The sequence below is a fragment of the Natronomonas sp. genome (genome assembly GCF_046483325.1).
In the GTDB taxonomy this organism is placed as follows: Archaea; Halobacteriota; Halobacteria; order Halobacteriales; family Haloarculaceae; genus Natronomonas.
Genome location: NZ_JAWODL010000018.1, coordinates 1 through 26,799, shown reverse-complemented (window position 1 = coordinate 26,799; position 26,799 = coordinate 1). Strand labels below are relative to the sequence as shown.

The following is a 26,799-nucleotide window of genomic DNA, read 5'->3' as shown; positions in this document are numbered from 1 at the left end:
ATTCAGTCTACGGAGATAGACTGTAGCTATTCCTCGTTCAGCTTACCAGCATTACTGATCAGATTGGCAGTATAAGCCAGATCATTTCGGTGGAAGGGCGTCATCATATTCGTCGTCAAGGATTTCGGAACAATCAACGGGAATACTGCTCCACGCATTCTTCACAACCTCGTACCCAGTCCACCCTTCCGTCCGAATCATCTCCACGGTTGCCTCGCAGAATTCAGGCTTTTCGATGAGGTCGTTGTCAAGTAAGATGTAGAGGAGATACGGTGGTCCCACAACGTCAATGTCGTACCCGTTGTCATTGATGAGACGCCGAATTGACCGTCTCGCAGCAGAGTCAAGGATCGTTACGATCTGATACGACGGACCATGCTCAGAAAGTTCCTGCTTGAGCGATTGCTCGCCTGCGTCTGGCCCATGCGGGCGGGGAACGACAGTAACGCACGACCACGGCGATGAATCCTCGTCTAGATGTTCAAGAACACGTTGGCTTCCTCGTTTCAAGTAGTGCTCACGGCTGCCCTCAGGCGGGTATTTGTTCGAGTTGACGTGGTTTTGAAGTTCGTGCTTGCAGACGTTTGTCGTTGTAAGATGAATCGCGTCTTTCAGTCGTTCCCACTGAGCGGTGTTCGCAACCGCGATCAAAGAACTCGTATCAGCCAGTATCGGATAGCGAGCCTCACTCGCCATCGCTGCCCGTCAAGAATTCAGACGTGTCTCGTTCCATAGCCGCCTCGAACGACTCTTTCTCCGCTTCCATCCTATCGAGTTTCTCACCGAGAAGGACACGGGCCACGTCCTCACCGATCTCACCACGACTGTATCGTTCGTACACCGCAATCTTGTCCTGTTCATCTAACGACTGCCGGAGCATTTCGACCAGGCCGACACGGGCGAGTTCGCTCACGTTGACGCCACCAATGTGGATCTCATCGAGGAGCTCCGCGGCCTCTTTTTCGGCTCCGGCACGGAACTGAATCGTCTTGTCATAGCCTGATCCACTCATACATTGACGTTCGACGTGAAGAGGCATATATGTTATGACGCGTACTTACTTGTCATTACAAGTTGCCAAGAACGTAGCACTACCAGACAGGTCACTCTCTCTCTCTCTCTCTCTCTCTCTCTCTCAAGGGATGCGATATGAGTTAGGAACCGTGCAGAATCATTATGATCTACTGAAATGAGCGAAAGCTAGGAACTCGTCCCCCACGGTTTTATATCACAACATACGGTTTACACAAAGTGTCGGGGGAAACCCACCATCGAGACCGAACCCCCCGGAGAGAACCCTCCAGTCCGCCGAGAACAGCACCTGCTGACGGACGCGGAACAAAGCGTCCCGATAAAACGCGATCCTCAGCTCGAAGGTTCGCGGTACGGGTGAGCTCGACGAATGACGCCGTATCTGCCTCCCATTCGAAAGCGAGACCCACCCAGCGCCACAAAAGTAAGATTAGTTCGTGGCCTGTCTCGCGTCACCCAAAACCTGGTGTTCGAAGACCCGCTCGCCGGTCTCTTCACAGACGACGGCGATAACGGTGCTCGACGAGCAGCAGGATTCGACGAGCTCCTCGTTCATCCGGACGCCGCCCTCGGCGGTCGGGCACACTTCGAGGAACATCCGGAGGCTGTTCAGTATTTTCCCCTTCTCGCGAGGCGTGTATTCGGTCCACTCGTCGAGCCACGAATCGAGGATCGCACTCGAGGCGATATCGGCCACCAGCGCGGCGTGCGACGGCCATCTGCCGGCGTATCGAGTCCCGTAATGGAGAACGTACCCGCCCTTCTCCTTCTCGGTGAGTTCGAACTCGTCGAGATCGGCGTCGAACCCGAATGAATCGACGATCGCCTCGACGAGATCGGTGTCCCCCTCGACGATCGAATCCATTTCGTCGATCCATGCGGCCTCGAAATCGCCCGTGAGACAGAGGTCATCTCGGACTTCACAGGGTTCGAGAAGCCCGTTATCGAGGAAGTACGTCTCGAGATCGTTCGGTACGCTGGGTGCACGGTCGGTAGTTTGAGCCGGCTCCTCGTCGGACGCCGAGTCGGACACCGCGTCGGACACCGCGTCGGACGAATCGGCCCCAGGTGCGTCCAGTTCCGAGTCGGCGAAGCCGGTGGCGAGATCGGTGTCGGGGGATTTCCCGAACCAGCGCAACACGGCCGAGGGCAGATACCGCTTCGTCAATTCGGGGGTTCCGGGGACGAGATACCCCCGGAGGGAGATCAACGCGACCGAACCGACGACGGTGAGCGCTCCCGCTTTCCTCGATTTTCGCGAGACGAGGCCACCGAGCGCGGCAGCGATCGCCAGATTCACTACGGTACACGGGGGACAGCGATTTTCACCGGTGTACTCCGGGTTTCGAACCGTCTCGATGAGTTCGCGTAACATTGGAACGTCGTTCGTTCTCGCGGTTCATCTGTGTTCCGGCGACGTGGGGCGGCGCTCGACGCTTGATTTGAAACGTGAGTCGACGTGAGGCATTATATGCGATATGTACGCTTCGCTATGTATGCGCGTTTCCAGCGGCGTTTCAGGGTTCGACGATCTCGTCGGAGGGGGGTTACCGGCCAACCGACTGTACGCACTCTCGGGGCCACCGGGAAGCGGGAAAACGACGTTTTCGAGCCAGTTTCTGGTCGAAGGCATCAGGCAGGGCGAGAGCTGTCTGTTCGTAAGTATGCACGAATCTCGCGACGATATCTTCGAGGACATGTCGGGCTACGAGTTCGGATTCGACCGAGCCGTAAACAGCGATCGATTGATTTTCGTCGACGTGTTCTCCCCGGAGGGAAAGCGGCTGTTCCGGCCGCCGAAAAAACACCACGACGCCTCCAGTTTGATCAACCGGCTCACTGGGTTTATCGACTCGAACGGGATCGATCGTGTCATCGTCGACTCGACCATGCTCTTGGAGTACCTCTTGGCGGACGCCGAGAGCACCACGATACAGTTTCTGACCTCGTTGAAACGTACCGACGCCACCGTAGTGTTGATTTCGGAGATGACCGATCCGTCGGCGTACGCGGACGAGCATTATCTCGCCCACGGTGTCATCTTCATGCACAATTTCCTCGAAAACGGGGGGATGCAGCGCGGCGTCCAGGTGCTGAAGATGCGAGGGACGCGGATCGAGACCGACATTCACGACGTGTCGTTCGGGCCCGATGGGGTCAGTGTCGGGGCGAAACGGGGTCCGTGATGTACGATCGATACTTCGAGGACGGCGAGGAGTACACCACGACCGAGGCTCTCGAGCGCGCGTACGCGCTCGGCGTCGCATCAGTGTGTGGCGATCCGGGCGCCGAGACGTACGAAACGTTGAAGCGGAGATCCCCGGACGCGTACGACGAGACGATCATCGAACTCGCCTACGACGAAGGGCGGGCGAAAGCGCTCCGGCTCGAAGCCGACGAGACCGACGGGGAGGCGATCTGGGAGCGACTCGTGGAGGTCGAACTCGGCGCGCCCCGAGACGTGACCGAAGAGGATCCAGAGGGCGGCGTTCCCGATGCGATCCGGGCGCCGAAGTGGACGGCTCTGCCTGAGGGACCGCCGGAGCGTCTGGACCTTCCCGCGTTTTTGCGACGGTAGCACGAGCGTCGAGATTCCCGAGCGCCCGACACACCTCGTTTTGAGATATTACGATCGCGTATATCACATTCCCAACTGCCCACACGCGGCGCTTTTGAGCGTTCGGCCCCAAGACCGGATACGATGGTACAGAACGTCGCCACGCGGATGGTGGAGTTGGAACGCGAGGACTTCCATCTGCTATCCGGTATCGAACACGGGATGCGGTTTTCTCGATGGGTGGCACGGGAGAAACTTCCGGAGTTTTCGCGTCTCGATCCAAGCGATATCGAGTACCGGATCGACCGGTGTATGGATCGAGAGCTACTCGAACAGAAGACGATGCAGTACACGGGGTATCGTCTCACCTTCGAGGGGTACGACGCGCTCGCGCTTCGTGCGTTCTCCGAACGGGAGACGATCGACGGCGTCGGTTCGCCGCTCGGTGTCGGCAAAGAAAGCGACGTGTACGAGGTCCGATCGTTCAGGCCACTCGCGTTGAAATACCACCGCGAGGGATATACGAACTTCCGCGAGGTGCAAAAAGAGCGAGAGTACACCGCGGACAACGAACACCGATCGTGGCTCTACACTGCCCGAAAAGCCGCCGAACGGGAGTACGAAACGCTCGAAACGTTGTATCCGAACGTCTCCGTCCCGCGACCGGTCGATCAGAACCGCCACGCGATCGTGATGGAGCGAATCGACGGCGTCGAACTGTCGCGTGTGAAACTGGAGCCCGAACAGGTCGTCGGCGTCCTCGATCTTATCCTCTCGGAACTGATGGCGGCCTACGAGGCCGGGGTCGTTCACGCGGACATGAGCGAGTACAACGTGTTCGTCGCGAGCGACGGCGTGACGATCTTCGATTGGCCCCAGGCAGTGCCGACGGAGCACGCGAACAGCCGCGAACTGCTGCAGCGCGATATCGACAACCTGTTCGGGCACTTCGAGCGGAAATACCCCCGTGAGACGCCCGGAATCGACAGGGGAAAACTAGCGGACGCGCTGGTGAGTGGGACCTTCGAGACGGTGCGACAGTTCGAAGAATAAACTACAGGCTGCGATATCAAATCCAACTCCGGCAGTCGGGGCTGCGGCCTTTCGAAGCCCTTAACAGCGCGTGTGCTGAAATCTCAGCAACTCGCCGGACGACGGGCACCGGTGGGCACCTGTCCACACAGGTCGGGATGTGACTGCCGCGGTCGGCGCGTCGGTTGAACCACACAACGCCCGTGGTGAAACACATGGCACGAAGCTTCTACTCACACATCCGAGAGGCGTGGAAGACGCCGAAGGAAGGAAAGCTCGCAGAACTGCAGTGGCAACGACAACAAGAGTGGCGCAAACAAGGGTCGGTCACGCGAATCGACCGCCCGACGCGACTCGACAGGGCCCGTTCGCTCGGCTACAAGGCGAAACAGGGCGTCGTCGTCGCCCGCGTCTCGGTTCGGAAGGGCAGCGCCCGAAAGCAGCGGTTCAAAGCGGGCCGCCGATCGAAGCGACAGGGTGTCAACAAGATCACCCGTCGAAAGAACCTCCAGCGGATCGCCGAGGAGCGATCCGTCCGGAAGTTCCGCAACCTTCGCGTGCTGAACAGCTACTGGGTCGGCGAAGACGGCTCCCAGAAGTGGTTCGAAGTCATCCTGCTCGATCCCAAACACGGCGCGATCGAGAACGACGACGACCTCAACTGGATCTGCGACGACAGCCAACGCGGTCGGGCGTACCGTGGCCGGACCTCCGCGGGTCGGCGCGGTCGAGGGCTACAAAAGCGCGGCAAGGGAACTGAACACACCCGGCCGAGCATCCGTTCGAACAACAACCGCGGCAAATAATCGCGATTTTCGTCAACGTGGCCCCGTTTTGTCTGTGAATTGAACAGTGTACGCAACGCGTGAGAAGGCGTAGAACGCGGCGTACAGTCAAGATACCGATGTAACGGTGGTACTCGACATCGAGCGGGCCGCCTTCGAGAGCTACGAGGACGCCGCGGGTGAGTACCAGTGCCGACTGCGACACCGAAACGGTAACACCGGCGCAGACTCCAGCGAGGGCCACTCCTCCCAAAGCGCCACCGGAGACCCGACAGACGGCGTCAAGCGGAACGCGCCGAACGTCGGCGGAATCGAAGAGGTACCCAGCCGCGACAGTGTTTTTGCTCGAGGGGAGAGTGGTATCCGTATGCGAAACTTCGAGATTGGTCGGATCACCGGTATCCCGATTCGCCTCAACGTCACGCTCGTCGTCTTTTTACCACTCCTCGCGTGGCTTATCAGCCGCGAGGCACAACTCGTCTTCTACGCCAATCTCGTCAATAGCATCTCGCCCCGGACGATCGACATCGCCGTGATTCAGTCCGGCAGCATGCCGCTACTCGCCGGCATCGCGACCTCGATAGGGCTCTTCGTTGGTGTATTGCTCCACGAGCTGGGCCACTCGTGGGTCGCCCGCCGCTACGACGTCACGATCGCGTCGATCACGCTTTGGATCTTCGGCGGGATGGCACACATGGAGAATCTACCGGAAGACTGGGATATCGAGCTGTACGTCGCGATCGCTGGACCGGTGATGAGCGTGCTTGTCGGTACAGCCTGTTATGCACTCCTGTTCGTGATTCCCGCACAGCCGGTCGTCCTCTTCGTCGTCGGTTCGCTCGCTGTGATCAACGTGACGCTCGCGGTGTTCAACCTGATACCGGCGTTCCCGATGGACGGCGGTCGGGTCCTTCGGGCGCTTCTCGCGCGCTCGCGCCCGTACGCGGAAGCGACCCAGACCGCCGCGGCGGTGGGAAAACTGATGGCGGTGTTGATGGCCGTATTCGCCGTACTCGCACTCGCGCCGCTTTTGTTGCTCATCGCGATGTTCGTCTACATCGCGGCCGGTGCCGAATCCAGAACGACGGTCCTCCGGGACTTGTTCCGCGGGCTGACGGTGCGCGAGTTGATGTCGACGGACGTTCGAACCGTCACCCCGGAGACGACCGTCGCCGGGTTCGTCGATCGGGTCGTTACGGAGCGGACGACCGCCTATCCGGTGATGGAACGGGGGACGGTCACGGGAGTCGTGACGCTGGAATCGGTGCAGAAGGTCCCACTCGAGGAGCGCGAGTCGACGACCGTCGCCGACGTGATGGGTCCTACGCCACCGCTCGTCGATCCCGATTCGGACGCCTTCGATGCGCTGATCGCGATGAGTTCCGCGCGCGGCGACCGCATTCTCGTCGTCGAAGACGGCCGGTTCGTCGGGCAGATCACCTCGGCGGACTTCGTGCGGATGATCGAAGTGCTGCAGGGACTCGGCCCGCGACCGGAGGTGGAACTCCCCGACGGCTACGCATGAATACCGCGTCCCGGCGTTTATAACTCAAAAGGCGGCCAGACGCCCCATGGGTCATCGCACGCTTGTCGCATACGACAGGGACGGCTACGATCTTCACTACGCACACTGGGGCGTCGATCCGGCGGCGATCACGCCGGAGCGGCCCTTCGGCGGGCCACCGAACGACGGCTGGGCGCGCGAACGGGCCGGGGAGTTGCTCACGCCGATGGGCGGACGGCTGACGGAGAACGGTGAAACGGCCATCGACCCCGATCCGATCGCAACGAGGTTGTCATTCGTCGAGTTAGACGAGTACGTCGATCCCATCAAGCACGAAGCGCTGTACATCGTCGGTCCGGACTTTTCGGTCCGGACGTACCTCGTCTTCGGACTCGACTGTCGGTCGTTCGGACGCGACGGGAAGACGGTCGCACTCGTCGGATACGACGGCGAGAGCGATGCGGCGTATCTCCGTGGTTGGCTTGCCGGCGCCCGTGCGGTCCGGGGAGTCTGCGGCCCCGACGACGGGGCGATCGTCCGGGCGCTTCGGTGGCTCGATCCCGACCGGGGGACGATCGTGTGGCTGACCAAAGACGAGCGCGAAGCCTGACGGAGGTCCAGTCGGCGTGACCGGGAAACGCTTTTTTACCGCCGCCGGTTTTAGCCGCTATGGACCCGCTTGAGGGCGAGGCGTCGTCCCCCGTCGAGTACGAGCCGGTGAGCGTCAAGGACGTGCTGGTGGAAATGAAGGACACGGCGGAACTCCTCATCGATCTCTCGTACTCCGCGGTGTTGCACCGCAATGCCGACCTCGCCGAGGAGGTGCTGCGTCTCGAAGAGCGGATGGACGTCCTCGAAATGCGCGCGCGAATGAGCCTCCTCATGGCCGCTCGAAGTCCCGACGACGCGGAACAGCTCGCTCCGGTCCTCAGCATCGTCGCCGCCGCTGATCAGATCAGCGACGCGGCCGGCGACATCGCGAAGATCGTCCTCGATGACATCCGTCTTCCGGAAGCGATGCGAACGGCGCTTCCCGAAGCGGTCGAAACGCTCGTTCGTGGTATCGTCGCCGGGGAGTCACCGTACGCCGGGCGAACGCTGAAGCACATCGATCTCGAGTCGGAAACCGGGATCAGGGTCATCGCGTTGCGACGCGGCGACGAGTGGCTGTTGAACCCCGGTCCGGAAACCGGAATCGAAGCCGACGACGTGGCGTTGCTTCGCGGCCCCGAATCGGAGATAGGTGACGTGTACCGAACGATAACTGGGACCGAATACCAGCCGCCTGAGGCCGAAACGTCGGCGATCGAGGACCTCGAACGGGCGGTCGACACGATCGTTCACATGAAGAACCTCTCGGAACTCGCTGTCGATCTCGCCTACAGCAGCGTCCTCTTCGACAGCGAGGAGATCGCGGAGGAGGTTCGCAATCTGGAGGTCGAAGTCGACGCGCTCGAGTCGCGCTTCGAGGCGTGGGTGCTTCGCGCGGCCGCGGAAGCTAAAGATCCCGTATCACTTCGGGGATTGATCCATCTCGGAACCAGCACGGAGGCGATAAGCGACGCGGCGGTCGACATCAGCGAGGGCGTATTGCGCGATATCGCGGTTCATCCCGTCGTCGGGATGGCAGTCCAAGAGAGCGACGAAATCATCACCCGCATCGAGATAGAGCCCGCGAGTACGCTCGACGGGACCGACGTCACTGCGGGGGTTCCCGACGCGGACGTGACGATGTCGGTCATCGCCATCCGCCGTCCGGAGGAGGGTTGGCTGATCGTCGGCGATGCCGACGCGGCGCTGAGAGCGGGCGACATCGTGATCGCGAAGGGGACTCGAACCGCGGCGGGACAGTTCGACGATCTTGCCTCGTGATTACAACAGCACGAGCCTCGAAACGCCCAGAAAGATCACCATCCCGAACACGTCGACGACGTTCGTCACGACCGGGATCGTCGTGTCGTCCGGGTCGATACCGAGCCGATAGGAGCCGTACGTCGTGGCGAAACTGAAGAGTACGGCGAGGACGGCGACCGACATACCGCTCACGATCGAGATGGTGAGCAGGGCCGAAAGCGACAACGACGCCCCGATTACTCGCCCGATCGCCCACGCACCGACGGCGAGAGTCGTGAAGATCGTCACCGCGAGAGCCAACACCGCCGCGACGTTCGCCCACAGGATGCGATCGTGAAAGTCCAGTTCGGTCGTCCCCAAGTGGAGTCGGGTGGTCAGCCGCGAGCTCAAAATCGTCCCGAGGTTGCCGCCCGCGCCGACCATCGTCGGCACCATGACCGCGAGCAGGCCGAACTCGTTTAGTAGGTGCTCGGCTTCCTCGAGAGTGATTCCCGCCCAGAGGACGATGGTACAGAGAACGACCAACAGCGGGAACATGTTGGTGACGATCGTTCGAGCGTCCCATGTCCCGAGCGACTCCGAGTCGCCGAACATCAGACGAACACCGCCTCGACGACGAGCACCGCGACGAGCAAAAACAGCATCCCGAAGACGTCACCGAGCGTGGTGACGATCGGACCCACGAGGTTGTCCGGATCGTATCCCAACCGATAACCGGTGAAGAGAATCGCGAGTAGCCCGAAGATTAGCACGACCGACGTTATCGTTCCGGCGAGTAGCATGATAGCGACGAGTTCGGAGAGTGCCGCGGATGGCCATCTCAGAAGCTGTAACGCGATCCACGAGATGACGCCAATGAAGATGGAGATGAAGATACCGTTGACGAAGGAGGCGATGACAGCGTTTATCAGCCGTTCGTTCCACTCGAACGCCGGCGAGATGAGACCCTGATGGAGTCCGCTCGCGATTCGACCGCCGAGCGCGCCGTAGACGTTACCTCGAGTGGCCAAAAACACCGGCACCATCACCAACAGTCCGGGAAAGCGCTCGACGCTCGCCAGCAGTTCCTCAAGAACCAATCCGGAGAAGAGCCCCCCAAGCAGCGCGACGAACAGAACCGGTAGCGCCTCGCGATAAATCGACCAGAACCCCTCCCGGAAGTTCATGTCCGAGAGTGTCCCAGTTTCGAGTTAAATCTACCGACCGCGAGCGAATTCGGCCGCGTCGAGCCCCGGCGCAGAACCGAGCAGCGAGACGGAGCGTCCGTTCGACCGTTCAGGGCCACCCGGTGTGTTGGTCCGACTCGTCCCGTATTTCTCCCGAATGAAGCCGCCAACCGGCGGTGTCGGCCGCCTCCTCGATCGGGCTGAACTCCCATCCGTGCTGTTCGGCGACCGCTTCAAGGGACTCGTCAGCGGAGACGTAGATGTACCTGTCCGCGGCGTGTTCGGGCTGGTTTCGGATCTTTACGAGGCTCTCCGAACGGGTTCTCGGACCGGGGAGAAAGTCGGGGTTGAACCCGTAGTCACGCGCTCGTTTTCTGACCAGATACGACGGCTCGTCGCTCACGATACCGAGGTGATCGGTCCACCGCATCGTGTCTCTGATCACGCCGGCTGGATCCGCGAGCCGTTCGAGCGCCGCTAGATCGAACGCGAGCGTGATGATGTCGGCGTCCTCTGCCATGGTCTGCGTTCGACCGAGACGCCGAAAACGGTGTCGGTCGCCAGGAGGGCGGTGAGTATTTGTTCGGCGAGACGCACCTCCGAATATGGACGAGGCGCTGGGACCGCCGCCGGAGATGGCCGAGAAGGCCGAAGAACTCACGCCGATGCTGTCGCAGTATCTCGAACTGTGTGAGCGCTACGACGAGGCGCTCTTGTTGTTTCAGGTCGGAGATTTCTACGAGACGTTCTGTTCGGCCGCCGAGGCGACCGCTCGAATCCTCGAGATCACACTCACTCAGCGGGAGGATTCGACCGGCACGTACCCGATGGCGGGTATCCCGATCGACAGCGCCGAATCATACATCGAGACGCTGCTCGACGCCGGCTATCGGATCGCCATCGCCGATCAGATCGAGAACGCAGAGGAGACCTCGGGGCTCGTCGACCGGGCGGTCACCCGAGTCGTAACGCCAGGGACGCTCACCGAGACCGAACTGCTCGCCGACGCGGACAACAACTTCGTCGCCTGTCTGACCGACGGCTACGGGTTGGCGCTGCTCGACGTCTCGACGGGGGACTTCTACGCGACGAGACTCGATCGGCTCGATGCGGTCGCCGACGAACTCGAACGCTTCGATCCCTCCGAGGCGATCGTCGGCCCCGACGCGCCGACCGACCCGTTCGGCGCGGACTGCATGGTGACGCCCTACGAGCGATCCGCGTTCGACCTCGAGGCCGCCGAAGCGACGGTTCGCTCGTACTTCGGCGAGGGACGCCTCGCCGACGAAAGCGAGATCCGCGCGACCGGGGCGTTGCTCGCCTATGCGGAGTACGCCCGCGGGGTCCGAACCGACGGCGAGACCGGGCGGCTCGAGTATCTCACCCACCTCACCCGGTATGACCCCCGCGAGTACATGCTGCTCGACGCGGTCGCGCTCCGCTCGCTCGAAGTCTTCGAGCCGAGACACGTCCACGGACTGGAGGGGGCCGCGCTCGTCGAAACGATCGACGAAACCGCGAGCGCGCTCGGCGGCCGAACGCTGCGCGATTGGCTCCGACGCCCGCTCCTCGACATCGATCGCATCGACGCCCGTCTCGATGCGGTCGGGGCGCTTCGAGGGCGCGTCGAGGATCGCGAACGCGCCGGGGAGTTGCTGGCCGAGGTGTACGATCTCGAACGGCTCGTCGCGCGCGTGTCGAGGGGGCGCGCTGACGCCCGGGACCTGCGGGCGCTCGAATCGACGCTGTCGGTGGTGCCCGACCTCCGGGCATGCCTGGACGACGCCACAAGCGACAGCGAGTTGCTGGCGACGATCGAGGCCGAGCTCGACGACTGTGCGGACGTGCGCGATCTCATCGACCGGGCGATCGCCGAATCGCCGCCGATCGAGATCACCGAGGGCGGTGTCATCCGGGAGGGGTATGACGACAGGCTCGACGAGCTCAGAGCGACCGAACACGAGGGGAAGGCGTGGGTCGAGGCGCTCGAAACCGGAGAACGCGAACGAACAGGGATCGACTCGTTGAAGGTGGGACACAACTCGGTTCACGGCTACTACATCGAGGTGACCGACCCGAACCTCGATTCGGTGCCCGACGATTATCACCGACGGCAGACCCTAAAGAACGCCGAGCGGTTCTACACGCCCGAACTCAAGGAGCGAGAGGACGAGATCATCCGCGCCGGCGAGCGCGCTGACGATCGGGAGTACGACCTCTTTAGAAAGATCAGAAGCGAGATCGCGGATGAGACCGAACGGATCCAGCGAACGGCGAGCGCGATCGCCGAATTGGACGCGCTCTGCTCGTTGGCGACCGTGGCCGCCGAGTACGGGTATCGGCGACCGTCGGTCGGCAGCGGTGGGATCGAGATCGAGTCCGGACGTCATCCGGTCGTCGAGCGAACCGAGGGGTCCTTCGTTCCGAATCCGACCGACCTACCGGCGGAGCAGCCGATGGCGGTCATCACCGGGCCAAACATGTCCGGGAAATCGACCTACATGCGACAGGTCGCGCTGATCTGTGTGCTCGCGCAGATCGGCAGTTTCGTGCCGGCCGAGCGAGCGACGCTGCCGCTTCTCGAGCGGGTGTTCACCCGGGTCGGGGCGTCGGACGACATCGCCGGGGGACGCTCGACGTTCATGGTCGAGATGACGGAACTGGCGGCCATTCTGGAGGAAGCCGACGAGAACGCCCTAGTCGTGCTCGATGAGGTCGGACGCGGCACGTCGACGCGCGACGGCTACGCGATCGCACAGGCGGCGACCGAACATCTCCACGACTCGGTCGGCGCGTACACGCTGTTTGCGACGCACCACCACGAGCTAACGGCGGTCGCCGACGAACTCTCGCGTGTGAGAAACTACCACTTTTCGGCGACCCGATCATCCGACGGCGTCGAGTTCGAACACGATCTCAAACCCGGTGCAGCCGAAGCCTCCTACGGCGTCGAAGTCGCCGAGATGGCCGGCGTTCCGGCGAGCGTCGTCGGCCGAGCCAGCGAGTTGCTGGACGCGACCGACGCCGACACCGACGAGACGCTCGAACCCGCCGCCACTGACGGCGGACGCGAGGAACTGCTCGCGGAGTTGGCGGCCGTCGATATCGCCGAAACCACGCCGCTCGAAGCGCTGAACATCCTCTCGCAGGTACAGTCGGAGTTGAAATCGCCGTAATCCCGAGCCGTCTCAATCCCGTGTTCGTCTAGTCGTCCTCGCGGGGCGTCAGCGGAACGAACTCGAAGCCCTCCTCGGCGAGAAGCGCCGTCGCTCGCTCGGTCACCGACGGTGCGACGAGGATTCCGCGAACCTCGGCGTCGACGTGCAGTTCCCGTTCGAGCGCCTCGACGTAGCGGTTCAACTGCCCGACCGCGTTAGGCCCGACCCGCCGCCGTTTCAACTCGACGACGACCGTCCGCCCCTCGTCGTCCTCGCCGTAGATGTCGACCGAACCGGCCGGCGTGTTGCGCTCGGTCGCCAGCGGCGTGAAGCCGGCTTCGAGGAGTTCCGGATCCGCCAAGATTCGCCGTTTCAGATCAGCCTCGGTGCCGACGAGTTCGATCGATTTGTCGTCGGCCGGATCGAACGTCGCCACGAGCGCGACGTTCGAAAAGGACACCGTGAGCCGTTCGTCCGGTGAGGTGCGAACGCTCTCGATCACCAACGAGCCGTCGTCGACCCGACAGCCGTGTTCACAGCCGGGCGGCTGCCAGTTCACCGGCTTTTGTCCCTCGTCGGTGTGGACGAGCGCCGTCCCGTCCGGTTTCAGCATAACGTGCCTATCGCCCGAGGCCAGTTTCGAGGCCGCCCGCCCCTCGTACTCGATCGCACAGCGGCCGAAACACGTCACCAGTGCGTCCCTGTCGATAGCGTCCGTCACGAACGAGGCCGCCGCCGTCGCTGACGGGTCGGCGAGCGTTCGAGGCGTCGGTGTCGGACCCTCCGCTGTCACGCGCGTCGATAGCCGCTTCGGCGCGTTAAATGTCACGTTCGATCAACGATCAGATCCGCTTTCGCCCACTTTTTATTCCGTGACGACGAACATCCGATCGATGAGTAGGTCCGCGAACCTCGAAGTGGACTTTCACGTTCACAGCGAGGCGTCCTACGATGGCCACGAGCCGATCGATTTGATCCTCGAACACGCCGCAGACATCGATCTCGACGCCGTGGTCATCACAGACCACGACGTCATCCACGCGTCGTTGAAGGCGGCGGAGTTGGCCCCCGAGTACGGCCTCATTGGGATTCCGGGCGTGGAGATCTCGACGGCCGACGGCCACCTCCTGGCGATCGGGGTGGATGAGATGCCCGAATCGGGGCAACCGATGGCCGAAACCGTCGTCGCAGTCGACGATCTCGGCGGCGCGTCGATCGTGCCCCACCCCTTCCAACGGACGCGTCACGGCGTGCGAAAACGGCGGCTCAAAGGCGTCGATCCCAACGCGATCGAGACGTTCAACGCCTGGCTGTTCACCGGCTACCGGAACAGGCGAGCGCGTCGGTACGCCACCCGGTACGGCTATCCCGCGGTCGGCGGCAGCGACGCGCACTCGCTTTTGACCGTGGGGAGAGCCTACACGGAACTCAGCGTGGACAAGCCGATCAGCGAGATCGCCAGCGACGACGTCGTCGCGGCGATCCAAAACGGTAACACCGACGTTCAGGGACAACGGGCGTCGATACGGCGTGCGACGGGACACTACGCGAAAGCGGCCGGGCGAAAGACCACGTGGGGAATGAAAACGGCGCTGAAAAAAAGCGGCAGCGGCGCGAGATACGTCGCGGCGATGCCGTTCCGGTGAGGTCCGGAGAGACCGATCTAGACGCCTTCGACCAACCGCTCGAGCTGTTCGGGCGGCACCGCACCCCGCGCAGCGTAGCCGTCGTAGGCGAACGTCGGAACACCCCCGATGCCTTCGCTCTGAGCGTCGGTGAACCGCTGTCTGAGCTCCTCGCGGAGTGAGTCGTCGTCCAGTGCGGACCGTACCTCGTCGGCGTCGGCGCCCGCGTCAGTCGCGAGTTCGACCAACAGCGCCGGTTTCCCGATGTCTTTGCCGTCTTCCCAAAGCGCCGCGAGGACCGCCTCGTCGAACGCGAGCCACGTCTCGTAGTCGCGATTTTCGCGCAGATAGTACGAGACGAGCTGCGCCGAGAGGGAGTCGATATCCGTGGCCAACTCGAGGTCCATTTCGGCGTCGTACTTTTCGGCGAGTCGGCGGACGTTCCGTTTTGCCTGCTCGAAGTAGTCGTCGTCCTTCCCGTCGTCGACGGCGTGGTCGATGGTCCCATCAGGACGACGCTTCTGGCTGCGCAGATCGAACGGGTGCCAGTCGATCCGTAGTTTCTCGTCCCGAGTGTCCTGATACCGATCGAGCGAGATCCGACCCAAATAACAGAACGGACACACGTAATCCGAGTAGATCGTGATCGTGGGTGAGGCTGAACGCATGCTCTGTGGTACGGGCCAACGATACAAAACAGTATGTCGGTAGTCCGCGGTCGCCGCACACGATCGGTCGCACGGCGGTCAGTTTGTGCCGATCGATTCGAAGTGTGCGTGAACGATCGTTAGGCGGGATCGACCGCGCCGTACTCGACGTCAGTTAACTCCTCAGAGCGTCGCCAGAGTTCGGTCGCAGCCGCGGGGTCGTACGAGCGCTCGCTCGAGCGCTGTTCCTCCGGCGGCCCGCGCATGTCGAACAGCCCACCGGGACCGACGTACTCGCCGCCGTTGAGGTCGGACTCGGTCGCGGCGTACAACATCGGCCACGCCCCCTGCGCTGCGGACTGGGCGAACAGGCGATTCGCGACGTCCATTGCAACCACTCGAAGCCGTGAACCCATCCGTTCTGGGCCGCGACGCTGGAGGTTCGTCGCGGCCCAGCCGGGATGACAGGCGACGCTCGTCAGTACGTCGCCGTACCGACGATCGAGTTCGTACGCGAAGAGCAGATTCGCGAGTTTGCTCTGCGCGTAGGCGTCCCACTTGTCGTAGTCGCTCTCGCCGTGGAGGTCATCGAATACCATTCGGCCGCGGGTGTGCAGGCCGCTGCTGTGTGTGACAACCCGTGGATCCGGCGCGGACGCCAAGGCGTCGAGTAGCTGCCCGGTGAGCGCGAAGTGTCCGAGGTGGTTGACGCCGAACTGCGTCTCGAAGCCGTCGTCGGTTTCGGTACGCGGGATCGCCATGACCCCGGCGTTGTTGCAGAGGAGATCGAGACTGTCGAGTTCGGAGGTGATCGTCTCGGTAAACGATCGCACGGAGTCGAGCGAGGCGAGGTCGAGTTCGCCGACGATGAGCGACGCGCCGTCGATCTCGGCACGGATCTCCTCGCGTGCGTTTTCGACACGATCGATATCGCGGCCGGCCATCACGACGTGCATGCCGGCGCGCGCGAGTTCGTTCGTGGCTTCGAATCCGAGGCCGCTGTTCGCGCCGGTAACGATCGCCATCCGGCCGGACCGGTCGGGGATGTTCGCGGGGGACCACTCTGACATGGGCCCGATATGGGTTGAACGAACAAAATTTCGCCGGCCCCGGCGGTATCGGCCCGAAATACCTGCCGAGAGCGAAAGAGCGGAATTACCGGCCGAGCTTCGATCGCGAGATGCCGACGCCGCCCGGCGTGATGATGATCTGATCGTCCTCCTTTTGAACGATGTCGCCACCCACCTCGCGCGCGACCTGTTTCAGCTCGTCGATGATGTGCTCCATCGTCCGATCGCTGGTCGTATGTCGGATGATGTCGGCGACGACGATATCACCGTCGTACACGGCGTCTTTGATGTCGATAACGTCGTTTTTGTCGCTGATCTCGGCGAACTTGATCTGTACCGTCGCGGCCGAGACGTCGGCCTCGAAGTCGTCGACGTTGAGTTCGACGTAATCCTCGGTGCTGGCCGAGCCCCCGCCGAGGAGCTTACTCATGAGTCCCATATCTTTGAAAGCGTTTGCTGGTGGCATAGGCTTTACGTCCAAACCACCCCGATGGCGTCCGGGACGCGTCTTCGCGGAGCGCCGACGCCGTTCCGGTCAGACGTGAAACTCGTAGAGATCGTCGCCGACGTGGTGTAACGACTCGACGACCATCCCCGAATCACCCACCATATCCGAGCCGTCGGCTTTCGCGCGACCGATCGCCAACGCCTTGCCGTGGTTCTCCTCGACGATCACGACCAGATCGCCGGGGGCGATGTCGTCGGTCGCCGTCGTGATCCCGGGGCGCATCACGTTCGCGCCGTCGGAGACGAACGAGATTGCACCCGCGTCGACGGTGACGACGTGTTTCTCAGGGGGGTGGGCGTTCGCTCCCCGAACGGTGACGAAGAGATCGCCGTCGAAGGAGGCGACGAGCGGTTCGCCGTCCACGAGGACGACCTCCCGGTCGACATCGGTGAACTCGACGCGCTCGTAGCTGTCGCCGTCGAGTCCGATGCCGAGATGGTCGGCGAGCGACGCCTCTAATTCGCCGATCTCGTCCGACCGGAGATGGTGGCGGGATTTCACCTGCATATCGGACCGTGGTCGCCTCATCGCTTAAAAACCGCCGGTTGTCAGCGAGGTCTCGAGCGCAGTCCTTTTGCGGCAAAAACACGTTGGAGCACGTATGAGCGACTTCGATCGGGAGGCCGAACGCGAGAAACTCCGTGAAAAGTACGAGCGTGACAAACAAAAGAGGGAAGCGTCCGAACGCATGAGCGAGCTCCTCTTGCAGGGGGCGACGATGACGAACCGGCACTGCCCGGCGTGTCGGTCCCCGGTGTTCCGGTACGACGGCCGGGAGTTCTGTCCGACCTGCGAGAGGGAAGTGACGGAGGACGGAGAGTTGCTCGACGCCGACGGCGAGCGGGCGGAGCCCGAAGCGGCGGACACCGACCCGGTCGACGCGAAAGCCGAACGTGAGATCGAACGGAACGTATCGGAGACGGCGGCCGTCGAGGAAACGGAGGACCCGTCGGGCGAGTCCGACGATCCATCGGAGCAGACGGCAGAATCGGCACCGACACCCGCACGGGACACTCGGCCGGCGCGGATCGATCCACCCGCGCGCCAGGAGACCGCCAGCCCCGACGACGGAGCGGATCGATCCGACGCGGGAGCCAAACGTGAAGCGCTCCGGACGACGGAGGCGACGCTCGTCAACGAGATCGCGTCGTTGACCCAGCAGGCCGCGGAGACGCGGGACGTCGGTAGAAAGCGCGACCTCCTCGCTGCGGCGCGGGAGGCCGCGGAGACGCTCGAAAGCGTCCGCCGACTCTAGTCGCGGTTCGCGTACTCGCTTTTCGTCACGGTCCGGATCCGATCGGCAGTTATCTCACCGATTCCGTCCACGTCGAGGAGATCGTCCCCGCTCGCCCCCATTACAGCCTCGACGCTGCCGAAGTGTTCGAGGAGCGCTCGCGCGGTCACGGGCCCGACTTCAGCGACCGAGCCGACGACGTACTCCTGCTGTTCGACGAGCGTTTTGCCGCCCTTTTCGCCGTGTACCGAGACGCTTCGATCGTCCGTTTCCTGCTCGCGCCGGGCGATGACTTCGAGCAGGTTTGCGGTGTCGTCCGCGTCGTCGGTGCGCATGACGCTGGCGCCGAAATCGACCGCGAGCGAGGCGAGCGCGCCGCGAATCGCGTTCGGATGGACGTTCCGGGTCTCGTAGAGGCGATCACCCTCGATGATGACCACGGGGCGGGCGTAATAGCGTGCTGCCGCACCGACCTGTTCGAACAGCGATCGATCGCCACCGACGAGTGTGTCGAGGAAATCGTCCACTTCCTTGCGCTCGACCACGACCCGGTCCGAGAGGACGTAGTCGCCGACTTCGAGGGTTTCGAGCCGCGTCTCGATCCCCTCTCGGGTCGAGAGGTCTCGGGCGATGTGGGAGTCCAGTTCGCGCTGATCGGCGACGATCTCGACGGTTCCGTCCCGAGGAGCAGCCTCGGGGACCGTCGGATCTGCGTCGGATTCACCCGTATCCGACACCGCCTCGGACGTCATCCCGGAGGCCGATTGGTCGTGGCGATCCTCGCTTTTCGAGGACACATCCCCAGAGAAGTCGGTGAGTCCGGCCTGTCCGGCCCGTTCTGACTCGGCCGTATCATCGGATCGACGGCCATCTGGTTCGATCGAGCCCTCGGTGAAAGCACCGTCGTCGGGATCGTCCATCTCGACGGTGTCGGCGTCGGTCGGCGTCTCCGAGCCGTTCGTCTCGTCGGCTTTGCCCTCGAACGCGTCGATTCCGACCTGCTTTCGGATCTCCGATTCGATCTCGCCCTCGAGGTTCTTGAGCTTCCGAAGCTCCGATTCCATCCGTTTTTCTTCGTTTCGGGAGATCCAAAAGAACGCCTCGTCGCGCGTGTCCTCGGCGAGCAACACGACGACGCGACCGTCGCTCGCACGGCCCGTTCGACCCTTCCGCTGGATCGACCTGATCCCCTTCGGCACCGGTTCGTAGAAGAGAACGAGATCCACGTCCGGAACGTCGAGTCCCTCCTCGGCGACCGAGGTCGAGACGAGCACCTCGAACTCACCGGCGCGGAACGCGTCGAGCGTCTCCTTCTGTTCGGTCTGGGTCATCCCGTCGGAACCCTGCTTGTCACCCTGCCCGACGAACCGACGGGTCGCGAAGTGCTCGCCGAGAAACTCCGTCAACGTCTCCGCGGTGTCTCGGGATTCGGTGAAGACGATGACCCGTTCGCCGTCCTCGATACCGAGCGTCTGCGCGAGCAGGATTCGCGTCCGGCGGAACTTCGGGTGGAGGTCGTCGAACGTCTCGGCGCGACGCATCGCCTCTTTGACCCGGGGATCGCTGACGAAACGCTGGCTGGCCTTCGACGCCCCCGAGGATTTGGCGTCCTCGCGCTGGCGCTCGAAGTACCGGCGAAGCGACTCGACGCTTTGGGTTTCGACCAACTCGACTGCCCGCCGGAGTTTCATGATCTCGGCGTGCGCGCTCATCCCTTTGTATCCCTCGGAGCTGTCGTTGTTGATCAGCTCCTGGAGCTTCCCGCGGATGGCGTTAAGCTGTGATTGGGACAGGCTCGGGTCCGTCGAGTTCGTCACGCCCAACCCCTTCAGCTTCGTCAGCCGTTCGGCGATCACCTCGTTGAGCGCGTCACGGATCTCGATGACCGTCTCCGGGAGTTCGACTCGCTCCCACTCGACGTCGGTGTTGTGCGTGTGTGCGGAGACGTCGGCGTCGTCCTCGGTCATCACCGCCACGTCCCGGAGCCCGAGGTTGTCGCAGACGGTGAGTATCTCCTCTTTGTCGCCGCCGGGTGAGGCGCTCATCCCGGTAACGAGCGGCCCGTCGGCGTCGGCGTGATACCGATCGGCGATGTAGTTGTACGCGTAGTTACCGGTGGCCCTGTGACACTCGTCGAAGGTCAGGTGCGTCACGTCGGCCAGCGAGATTCGGTTGCCGACGAGATCGTTTTCGATCACCTGCGGCGTGGCGCAGACGACCCGGGCCGACTCCCAAAGCGCCGCGCGGTCGTCGGGTCTGACGTCGCCAGTGAAGACGACGACGTCCTCGTCGTCGATCGTGAGCGCCTCGCGATAAAACGCCGCGTGCTGTTGGACGAGCGGCTTCGTCGGGGCGAGAAGGACGGAGGTTCCACCGTGTTCAGCCAGCCGTTCGGCGGTGACGAGCAGGCTGACCGCCGTCTTCCCGAGCCCGGTCGGTAGACAGACGAGCGTGTGATCGGTGGCGGCGGTTGCGGCCAACTGGAGCTGGTAGCGCCGCTTTTCGAGCAGGCCGTCGACCAACAGCGGCCCCTCAATGTACTCCGTCTCACCCGTAGCGGTCGCCATCTGTCCGACAGTTCGTCGCTTCGCTGTATAAGGGTTCGGCCGCCGAGGTGAAAGTGAAGCTCACGCCCGATCGTGATGAATCAACCCCAGACACTCCATGACCTGAGAGGCGGCCGGCAGTCCGCCGAGGTGGAAGTGCGGCGTAACGGACTGCCGAATGGGCGCGCCGCCCGTTCGCAGTTCTTCGAGTCTTGCGCTCGAAAAACGGAGTCAATCAGTCGCGGTCCGAGATCGACCGTCGACGACGTACCGCTCGAAGGTCCCCGAGTACTGCATGAGCATCGTCCCGAGGATGCTCATGAACAGTACGTAGCCGACCGCGACGGCCGGAATGCTTTCCGTGAGAACCGCCCCCCCGAGGGTCGAATCAGCGGCGATCGCAGCGATGATGAGCGAGAACTCTCCACGGGTCACCATCCCGAGGCCGACGCGGACGTTGCGGCGATCGTCGAGCCCGTAGAATCGGCCGGCGAAAAATCCGGTGAACACCTTCGTTGGCGTCGTCACCAGAACGAGCAACGCGACGATTCCCGCGACCGCCGGGAAGACCCCCGGATCAGTCCGTAGTCCGATCCAAAAAAAGAACACGGCCGCGAAGATGTCCCGAAACGGGATGAGTCGACGTTCGAGATTGTGGAGGTGATCGGTGCCCGAAAAGCCCATGCCGATAAAAAAGGCCGCAACCGCCTCGCTGACACCGATCGCGAGCGCGAAGCCGGCGACGAAGACGGTTATGGCGACCGCCCGGAGGACGAACATCTCCTCGGAATCGACGTTCAAGAACCGATCGAAGTAGTCGGTCCCGAAGTAGACGGCACTCACAAGTACGAGTAGGAAACCCATCGCAACGGCGACGTCAACGACGATCGTGGAAAGTTCACCGCCGCCGAGAAGAACTGCCGAGAGGACCGCCAAATAAAACGCGATGAACAGGTCTTCGTAGACCAGCGTTCCGAGCATCGGGTTTGACTCGTCGTTTGCGATCCAGCCGAGATCGATGAGCGACTTCGTGATGACGGCCGACGAGGAGATGTAGACGATCCCCCCGAGGACGAACGCTTCGAGTAGCGACCAGCCGAGCAGGAGTCCGACGACGACGCCCGCAGGGAGATTTACGAGCAAGTCGAGCGTCCCGGCCTTTCCGATATTCTCTCGCGATTCGAGCAATCGGTCCAAGCTGAACTCCAGCCCGAGAAAGAACAGCAAGAAGACGATCCCCAACTCGGCTAACAGCGTGATGTATTCTTGAAGTTCGATCGCGTATCCGGAGACGGGGGCGATCCCAAGCCGACCGAGGACGAACGGACTCATCGCCATCCCCGAGAGGACGTAGAACGGGATCACGGACTGGTTGAGTCGCTGGGCGATGGTACCCGCGAGGGCAAGCACCGCGAGCATCAGGCCGGCTTCGAAGAGAATCTCCGCCATACCTTAGGCGTCGTCCTCGATATCAAGATCATCAGCGGCCGTGTCGTCCGATGCGAGCGACTCGACGCTCCGACAGGCGTCCCGAGGACCCAGGATGATGAGTGTGTCGTCGGCCTCGATGACGCTCTCAGGACCGGGATTCGACTCGGTGTCCTCGTCGCGTTGGATGGCGACGACAGAGGCACCGGTGACGTTTCGGAAGTCGAGTTCTTCGAGCGTTTGGCCGACGATACTCGACCCCGGGACGACTTTGACCCACTCGAGTAACGAATCGTCGTCCAGCATCGTTTCGGTCGTGTCCGTCGCGATCGGTTGGAAATACGCACCCTCGAGTATCGTGCCGACCTGTCGGGACATCTGATCCGAAAGTTCGAACAGTTTGACCGAATCGTTCTCACCCTCGCGGCGAAACACTTCACGTTTGCCCGTGTTGTGAATGACGATGATGAGCATCGATCCGTCGCCGAGTTCGATTTCGAATTTCTTCCCGACGCCGGGTAGGTCCGATTCGTAGACGGTCATGGAATCCGGTTCTCACCCGATCAATAAAACATAGGGGTCGAACGCTCGGCACCGACGGCACAGAAACGCCGAAACACTACGACAGATCGGAGAGCGTTTCGCCGTCGACGAGTCGCCGAATCACCGCGGGAAGGTCATCGGCATCGACCCGCGTCTGTGCGGTCGAATCTCGTTCGCGGATCGTCACGGTTCCGTCCTCCTGCGTCTCGTAATCGATCGTCACACAGTAGGGAGTCCCGACTTCGTCCTGTCGCCGGTACCGACGACCGATGTTACCCGTGTCGTCGTATGCGACCTCGAATCCCGCCGTTCGAAGCCCCTCGGCGATCGATCGGGCTCGGTCATCGAGACCGTCCTTCGCCATCAGCGGGACCACGGCGACGGTCGTCGGTGCCATTTCTGCGGGGAGTTCGAGGAACGATCGCTCTTCGTCGTCGATAGTGTCGGTCTCGTGGACGTGGATCAACACGCTGTAAACGAGTCGGTCGACGCCAAACGACGGCTCGACGACGTGGGGAGTGATGTGCTCGCCGGCCTCGGTCTGCTCTTCGACGGCAAAGCCGGTTTTTTCCACGGGGATCGTATATCTGTCTCCGTCGAGTTCGACGTCGACGGTCTCACCCTCGAAGGCGGAACGGTCGCGACCCGCGAGCGCGTCGAGCTCCTCGGCGACCGCGGCCGCGTCGCCGCCGAACTCCGGACCGAGATAGCTCATGTCGGGATCGACGATCGCCCGTTCGATCGTCTTCGGCTCGTCGTACTGTCGGAAGACGGTGAACGATTCGTCGGCGTACTCGCCGTGGTTCGAGAGGTCGTAATCGGACCGGTAGGCGAACCCCGTCACCTCGATCCAGTTGCCGCCGAGTTCGGTCTCGGCGTCCCAACAGTCCGCGGCGTAGTGAGCGCGCTCGCCGGGGAGGTGTTGTCGATAGCGGAATCGGTCCATGTCGATGCCGATGCGTTCGTAGAAGTCGATCGCACAGCCGAGATAGTAGGCGACCCAGTCGCTGTCGATGATGCCCTCCTCGAGGGCGTCTCGGACAGTGTGCGTTTCGGTGGTACCGTCGGTGTCGTGTTGGGATGTCGCGGAGTACAACGGTAGTTCGACGTCGGCGACGCGCCCGATCGGTGGCTCGTCGCGCTCGGGATCGATGAAGTGTTCGAGTTCGGCTTGCGTGAACTCCCGAACGCGAACCAATGCCCGTCGCGGCGAGATCTCGTTTCGGTACGCCCGCCCGATCTGGGCGACGCCGAAGGGCAGCTGATTCCTGGCGTACTCCTTCAGCCGAGGGAACTCGACGAAGATTCCCTGTGCGGTTTCGGGGCGGAGATAGCCGCGCGAAGCGGAGCCGGGACCGATGTTCGTGCCGAACATCAGGTTGAATTCCTCGACGGGTTCGTCGGCGAGAGCGGCGTTACACGCCGGGCAGACGATCCCGTGTTCGGCGATGAACTCTCCGACTCGCTCGGGGCCGAGCGCTTCGGCGTCCTCGATGTCGGCGACGGCGTCCTCGACGAGGTGATCGGCCCGATGGGTCGCCCCGCACTCGGCACACTCGATTATCATGTCGTCGAATCCGTCGAGGTGTCCGGACGCCTCGAACACCGCTTCGGGCATGATCGTCGGCGCTTCGAGCTCTACGTTGTCGAGTGCGCGGACGAAGAGGTCCCGCCAGACGTCCTCGAGGTTTCGCTTGAGCGCGGCACCCTCCGGGCCGTAGGTGTAGAATCCGGCCGTTCCACCGTACGCCTCGTTCGAGGGAAAAAAGAACCCGCGGCGTTTCGCGAGTTCGGCCAGATCCCTCGTCTCGCTCATACCAGCGCCTCCAGCAGATCGATGTCGCGCACGATGCCGAGGAGCTCGTCGCCGGAGAGTAGCGGAATCTGTTCGATGTCGTTCGAGAGCATGAGCTGTGCGGCTTCGCGGGCGGATCGTGTCTTCGAGACGGTGATCAGATTTTCGGTCATGAACTCCGAGACCGCCGCTGATGGGATTTCGACGTTCAGCGTGGGGATCGAGCGGCTGCCGACCGCCTTGATACCTTCCCACATCCACTCGTCGTCCTGGTTTGCGACGGCATCGCCGGGGTTGGACTCGCCCTGCACCACGCGGGCGACCTCGATGATATCGACTTCGGTGATCATTCCGGTCTGTCTCCCCTCGTCGTCGAGGACGACGGCGTAGGGAACGTTCGCGTACGAGATTTCTCGTTCCGCAACCGGTAGTGGTGTCCCGTGGTACACCGTGTTGACTTCCCGCGTCGCCAGTTCGTCGACGATCGTATCACCGTCCTGTTTGCCATCGGCGATCGCTCGAACGATGTCGGTGATCGTGACGATACCGACGAGTTCGGTATCTTCGACCACCGGGACCCGGCGCTCGCCGGATTCGACGATAAGTTCGGCGAGTTCGGTCAACGAGGCGGATCGACCGACGGTTGGAACGTCCCGTGTGAGAAGCGCGAGTTGGTCCTCGTCGGGCTGCTCGATGAGCGACTCGCGGGTGACGAGTCCCCGGAACTGCTCGCCGTCGTCGGTCGATCGAATCACGGGAACCGACGAGAACCCACGGTCCTGCAGATATTCGAGCACGTCCTCTCGCGTTCCGGGGATCTCGACGGTGATCACCTCCGAGCGCGGCGTCATCGCGTCTGCAACGTTCATACCGACTCCCTTTCTGCGCCTCCGTACTAAGTCCACCGACCTGTCCCGTCGAGTGGTGTTCTACGGTCCCGTTTCGTCGGAGAGTGTCGATCGATCGGCAGCTATACTTCGGTCGGCCGACATCCGCCCGATATGGCCAGTACCGACGGGAAGATCGCGACGGCGTTCGGGCTGCTCGGAATCGGCCTGTGGCTCCTCGCGTTGCAGTTCAGCGACAACCGACTGTTGCGACTCGGGGTGCTCCTCGGTGTCGGGCTCGTCTTACCGGTCCTCATCAATACGTTACGGTCCTAGCGCTTCCCCTCCGGGCGTACGCGAGCGTCAACCGACAGCAGGCCGAGCGCACGTTCTCTCACAACTGGTCCGTGTCTAGTTCGGTGACAGTGAACCAAACCCCGACAGTCAAAGCGATCAGCGCGAGTATCAGCGGAAGGAGCCAAAACGTACCTCCCGACGATTCTTCATCGCCTGAGGTGTCCTCCTGGGACGTTCCCGATGGAGTGCCGGTTCGAATCTCTCCCGCCTCGAAACCGTTCACCGTGACGACTCCGCCGGCCACCGCCTCGAAGTCGATCTCGACATCCGTTTCACCCGGTGGGAGTTCTACCTCCTGCGTCGCGACCGCGTCGCCGTCGATCGCGACAGTCACCGTCTCCGTCACGTTCGTCCCAGCGGTGTTTTCGAGCGTAGCTCTCGCTGTCGTCGTTTCACCCTGGCGCACCCGATCGGTCGGGACTTCGGCATCGACGACGGTGACGCCGCCGGCATCGGGTACGGCGATAGCGAACGACTGAAACCCATCGGTGCTCGCGTTGTGCACTCCGTTCTCGTACGTCGTGGGCACCGGCGTCCACCCATCGCCATCGAATTGCAGCACTTGTACATCGTCCGGTTCCGTCTCATCTGGCAGGCGATCCTCGGCGAGACGGAGGCGGAATGACACGTTGTCGACGTCGTCGTCGTCGACTGTCGCATTCATCTCGACGTACCACATCGCAGTGACGCTGGGTGGAGACGAGATATTATCGGGGATATCTGACGGTCGTTCCACCGTCACTTCGAAGCGCGACAACTCCTCGAGAGTCACGAACCGGAGTCCGACCAAGGTGACCGCCGGATCGTCGACGTCCGGTCCGTCAAGCCCCAACTCGATCGGAACGGCAGTCTCCGCGGCGGCGTTCTCCACGACCACCGTGACTCCATCGTCGGTCGCCGCTCGATCGACGCTCATTTCGGAGGTGGTGTCGTCCGACGATCCGGCGGAGCCACCGCTTCCCCCACCAGATCCACCGCCGTCAGCTGGTTCAGGGGTCGGCGTCGGTGTCGGTTCTGGTGTGGGTGTCGGCGTGGGCGTGGGTTCTGGTGTGGGTGTCGGTTCTGGTGTGGGTGTCGGCGTGGGCGTGGGTTCTGGTGTGGGTGTCGGCGTGGGCGTGGGTGTCGGCGTCG

28 protein-coding genes are annotated in these 26,799 nt (G+C 62.6%); 11 read left to right on the top strand and 17 right to left on the bottom strand.

Annotation, left to right across the window (positions count from 1 at the left end; all coding sequences use genetic code 11):
- Positions 1 to 81: 81 nt before the first annotated feature.
- The 3 genes from R6U53_RS06885 to R6U53_RS06875 form a co-directional block, all read right to left on the bottom strand.
- Complete coding sequence (locus R6U53_RS06885; RefSeq protein WP_410321628.1) at positions 82 to 696, bottom strand: hypothetical protein; 615 nt, start codon at positions 694 to 696, stop codon at positions 82 to 84.
- Positions 686 to 1,012, bottom strand: a complete 327-nt coding sequence (locus tag R6U53_RS06880) for a hypothetical protein (protein ID WP_410321627.1) — start codon at positions 1,010 to 1,012, stop codon at positions 686 to 688. The genes R6U53_RS06885 and R6U53_RS06880 overlap by 11 nt, the downstream gene beginning before the upstream one ends.
- Positions 1,013 to 1,462: 450 nt before the next feature.
- Positions 1,463 to 2,407 carry a hypothetical protein gene (locus R6U53_RS06875; RefSeq protein WP_410321626.1) on the bottom strand — a complete coding sequence of 315 codons (945 nt, stop codon included), beginning with the start codon at positions 2,405 to 2,407 and terminating at the stop codon, positions 1,463 to 1,465.
- Between the two features lie 121 nt (positions 2,408 to 2,528).
- Between R6U53_RS06875 and R6U53_RS06870 the strand changes: the two genes are divergently transcribed.
- From R6U53_RS06870 to R6U53_RS06840, 7 genes are all read left to right on the top strand, one after another.
- Positions 2,529 to 3,218 (top strand): RAD55 family ATPase, encoded by a 690-nt coding sequence (locus R6U53_RS06870; RefSeq protein ID WP_410321625.1) that lies wholly within the window; start codon positions 2,529 to 2,531, stop codon positions 3,216 to 3,218.
- A complete protein-coding gene (locus R6U53_RS06865) occupies positions 3,218 to 3,610 on the top strand; it encodes a hypothetical protein (protein WP_410321624.1) in 393 nt (130 codons plus the stop codon). The genes R6U53_RS06870 and R6U53_RS06865 overlap by 1 nt, the downstream gene beginning before the upstream one ends.
- 123 nt (positions 3,611 to 3,733) lie before the next feature.
- Positions 3,734 to 4,642, top strand: a complete 909-nt coding sequence (locus tag R6U53_RS06860; RefSeq protein WP_410321623.1) for a serine/threonine-protein kinase RIO2 — start codon at positions 3,734 to 3,736, stop codon at positions 4,640 to 4,642.
- A 194-nt stretch (positions 4,643 to 4,836) separates the two neighbouring features.
- On the top strand, positions 4,837 to 5,427 hold the full coding sequence (locus R6U53_RS06855) for a 50S ribosomal protein L15e (RefSeq protein ID WP_410321622.1): 591 nt from the start codon (positions 4,837 to 4,839) through the stop codon (positions 5,425 to 5,427).
- Between the two features lie 106 nt (positions 5,428 to 5,533).
- On the top strand, positions 5,534 to 6,931 hold the full coding sequence (locus R6U53_RS06850) for a site-2 protease family protein (RefSeq protein ID WP_410321621.1): 1,398 nt from the start codon (positions 5,534 to 5,536) through the stop codon (positions 6,929 to 6,931).
- 46 nt (positions 6,932 to 6,977) lie between these two features.
- Positions 6,978 to 7,520, top strand: coding sequence for a DUF6735 family protein (locus tag R6U53_RS06845; protein WP_410321620.1), 543 nt, complete (start codon positions 6,978 to 6,980; stop codon positions 7,518 to 7,520).
- A 59-nt stretch (positions 7,521 to 7,579) separates the two neighbouring features.
- The gene (locus tag R6U53_RS06840) at positions 7,580 to 8,782 is read left to right on the top strand and encodes a potassium channel family protein (protein ID WP_410321619.1); all 1,203 of its coding nucleotides are present in this window, start codon (positions 7,580 to 7,582) and stop codon (positions 8,780 to 8,782) included.
- On the opposite strand, the gene R6U53_RS06835 is transcribed toward R6U53_RS06840, so the two are convergent.
- The 3 genes from R6U53_RS06835 to R6U53_RS06825 all read right to left on the bottom strand — a co-directional run bounded on the left by R6U53_RS06835 (position 8,783) and on the right by R6U53_RS06825 (position 10,450).
- Positions 8,783 to 9,358, bottom strand: a complete 576-nt coding sequence (locus R6U53_RS06835; protein WP_410321618.1) for a magnesium transporter — start codon at positions 9,356 to 9,358, stop codon at positions 8,783 to 8,785.
- Positions 9,358 to 9,930, bottom strand: coding sequence for a magnesium transporter (locus R6U53_RS06830; RefSeq protein ID WP_410321617.1), 573 nt, complete (start codon positions 9,928 to 9,930; stop codon positions 9,358 to 9,360). The genes R6U53_RS06835 and R6U53_RS06830 overlap by 1 nt, the downstream gene beginning before the upstream one ends.
- A 109-nt stretch (positions 9,931 to 10,039) precedes the next feature.
- Positions 10,040 to 10,450: a hypothetical protein gene (locus tag R6U53_RS06825; RefSeq protein WP_410321616.1), complete on the bottom strand. Its 411-nt coding sequence runs from the start codon at positions 10,448 to 10,450 to the stop codon at positions 10,040 to 10,042.
- A gap of 85 nt (positions 10,451 to 10,535) precedes the next feature.
- Between R6U53_RS06825 and mutS the strand changes: the two genes are divergently transcribed.
- On the top strand, positions 10,536 to 13,106 hold the full coding sequence (gene mutS / locus R6U53_RS06820) for a DNA mismatch repair protein MutS (protein ID WP_410321615.1): 2,571 nt from the start codon (positions 10,536 to 10,538) through the stop codon (positions 13,104 to 13,106).
- A gap of 28 nt (positions 13,107 to 13,134) precedes the next feature.
- Here the strand turns inward: mutS and nucS are convergent, their stop codons facing one another.
- Positions 13,135 to 13,881, bottom strand: coding sequence for an endonuclease NucS (nucS, locus tag R6U53_RS06815; protein WP_410321614.1), 747 nt, complete (start codon positions 13,879 to 13,881; stop codon positions 13,135 to 13,137).
- A gap of 100 nt (positions 13,882 to 13,981) precedes the next feature.
- Here nucS and R6U53_RS06810 point away from each other — a divergent pair, with 100 nt between their 5' ends.
- Positions 13,982 to 14,734, top strand: a complete 753-nt coding sequence (locus R6U53_RS06810; protein ID WP_410321613.1) for a PHP-associated domain-containing protein — start codon at positions 13,982 to 13,984, stop codon at positions 14,732 to 14,734.
- 17 nt (positions 14,735 to 14,751) lie between these two features.
- Here R6U53_RS06810 and R6U53_RS06805 read toward each other — a convergent pair whose 3' ends face one another.
- The 4 genes from R6U53_RS06805 to R6U53_RS06790 all read right to left on the bottom strand — a co-directional run bounded on the left by R6U53_RS06805 (position 14,752) and on the right by R6U53_RS06790 (position 17,445).
- Positions 14,752 to 15,381: a DsbA family protein gene (locus R6U53_RS06805; protein WP_410321612.1), complete on the bottom strand. Its 630-nt coding sequence runs from the start codon at positions 15,379 to 15,381 to the stop codon at positions 14,752 to 14,754.
- Between the two features lie 119 nt (positions 15,382 to 15,500).
- Positions 15,501 to 16,430 (bottom strand): oxidoreductase, encoded by a 930-nt coding sequence (locus R6U53_RS06800; RefSeq protein ID WP_410321611.1) that lies wholly within the window; start codon positions 16,428 to 16,430, stop codon positions 15,501 to 15,503.
- An 85-nt stretch (positions 16,431 to 16,515) separates the two neighbouring features.
- Positions 16,516 to 16,869: a cell division protein SepF gene (sepF, locus tag R6U53_RS06795; protein WP_410321610.1), complete on the bottom strand. Its 354-nt coding sequence runs from the start codon at positions 16,867 to 16,869 to the stop codon at positions 16,516 to 16,518.
- 96 nt (positions 16,870 to 16,965) lie between these two features.
- A complete protein-coding gene (locus R6U53_RS06790; protein ID WP_410321609.1) occupies positions 16,966 to 17,445 on the bottom strand; it encodes an RNA-binding protein in 480 nt (159 codons plus the stop codon).
- A gap of 94 nt (positions 17,446 to 17,539) precedes the next feature.
- On the opposite strand from R6U53_RS06790, the gene R6U53_RS06785 reads away from it, so the two are divergent.
- The gene (locus R6U53_RS06785; RefSeq protein ID WP_410321608.1) at positions 17,540 to 18,193 is read left to right on the top strand and encodes an Sjogren's syndrome/scleroderma autoantigen 1 family protein; all 654 of its coding nucleotides are present in this window, start codon (positions 17,540 to 17,542) and stop codon (positions 18,191 to 18,193) included.
- On the opposite strand, the gene R6U53_RS06780 is transcribed toward R6U53_RS06785, so the two are convergent.
- The 5 genes from R6U53_RS06780 to R6U53_RS06760 all read right to left on the bottom strand — a co-directional run bounded on the left by R6U53_RS06780 (position 18,190) and on the right by R6U53_RS06760 (position 25,353).
- Entirely contained in the window at positions 18,190 to 20,739 is a 2,550-nt protein-coding gene (locus R6U53_RS06780; protein WP_410321607.1) for a DEAD/DEAH box helicase, read from the bottom strand. The two genes, R6U53_RS06785 and R6U53_RS06780, sit on opposite strands and share 4 nt — an antisense overlap.
- Positions 20,740 to 20,949: 210 nt before the next feature.
- Entirely contained in the window at positions 20,950 to 22,167 is a 1,218-nt protein-coding gene (locus R6U53_RS06775; protein WP_410321606.1) for a cation:proton antiporter, read from the bottom strand.
- Between the two features lie 3 nt (positions 22,168 to 22,170).
- Entirely contained in the window at positions 22,171 to 22,689 is a 519-nt protein-coding gene (locus R6U53_RS06770) for a cation:proton antiporter regulatory subunit (protein WP_410321605.1), read from the bottom strand.
- A gap of 76 nt (positions 22,690 to 22,765) precedes the next feature.
- Positions 22,766 to 24,505: a glycine--tRNA ligase gene (glyS, locus tag R6U53_RS06765; protein WP_410321604.1), complete on the bottom strand. Its 1,740-nt coding sequence runs from the start codon at positions 24,503 to 24,505 to the stop codon at positions 22,766 to 22,768.
- A complete protein-coding gene (locus R6U53_RS06760; protein ID WP_410321603.1) occupies positions 24,502 to 25,353 on the bottom strand; it encodes a CBS domain-containing protein in 852 nt (283 codons plus the stop codon). Before R6U53_RS06760 ends, glyS begins: the two co-directional genes overlap by 4 nt.
- Positions 25,354 to 25,485: 132 nt before the next feature.
- Between R6U53_RS06760 and R6U53_RS06755 the strand changes: the two genes are divergently transcribed.
- The gene (locus R6U53_RS06755; protein ID WP_410321602.1) at positions 25,486 to 25,647 is read left to right on the top strand and encodes a hypothetical protein; all 162 of its coding nucleotides are present in this window, start codon (positions 25,486 to 25,488) and stop codon (positions 25,645 to 25,647) included.
- A 58-nt stretch (positions 25,648 to 25,705) separates the two neighbouring features.
- On the opposite strand, the gene R6U53_RS06750 is transcribed toward R6U53_RS06755, so the two are convergent.
- Positions 25,706 to 26,584 (bottom strand): hypothetical protein, encoded by an 879-nt coding sequence (locus tag R6U53_RS06750; protein ID WP_410321601.1) that lies wholly within the window; start codon positions 26,582 to 26,584, stop codon positions 25,706 to 25,708.
- Between the last annotated feature and the right edge of the window lie 215 nt (positions 26,585 to 26,799).